This is a genomic window from Magnetococcus sp. PR-3 (assembly GCF_036689865.1).
Lineage (GTDB): Bacteria > Pseudomonadota > Magnetococcia > Magnetococcales > Magnetococcaceae > Magnetococcus.
In genome coordinates, this window is sequence record NZ_JBAHUQ010000115.1 from 1 (window position 1) to 240 (window position 240).

1 protein-coding gene is annotated in these 240 nt (G+C 54.6%); it reads right to left on the bottom strand.

Annotation, left to right across the window (positions count from 1 at the left end; all coding sequences use genetic code 11):
- A partial coding sequence (locus tag V5T57_RS20775) for a hypothetical protein (protein WP_332893184.1) occupies positions 1–240 on the bottom strand: 240 nt, incomplete at both ends.

Below are 240 nucleotides of genomic sequence, written 5' to 3' on the forward strand. Positions count from 1 at the left end.
GTCACCGTGACGGTAGTATCGACATCAATGGCGGAGAGTTCTGCAACCGTACCCGCATCCGTTACCGAAATATCGTAAGAACCGGTTACGTAGCTGTTGGTGTTGGCGGCCAGGGCTGAGGCCTGATCCTTCACACCCAGGCCATAGGTCACCGTGCCTGTGGTGTCTACATCAATGGCGGAGAGTTCTGCAACCGTACCGGCATCCGTTACCGATACATCATAAGAACCGGTTACGTAG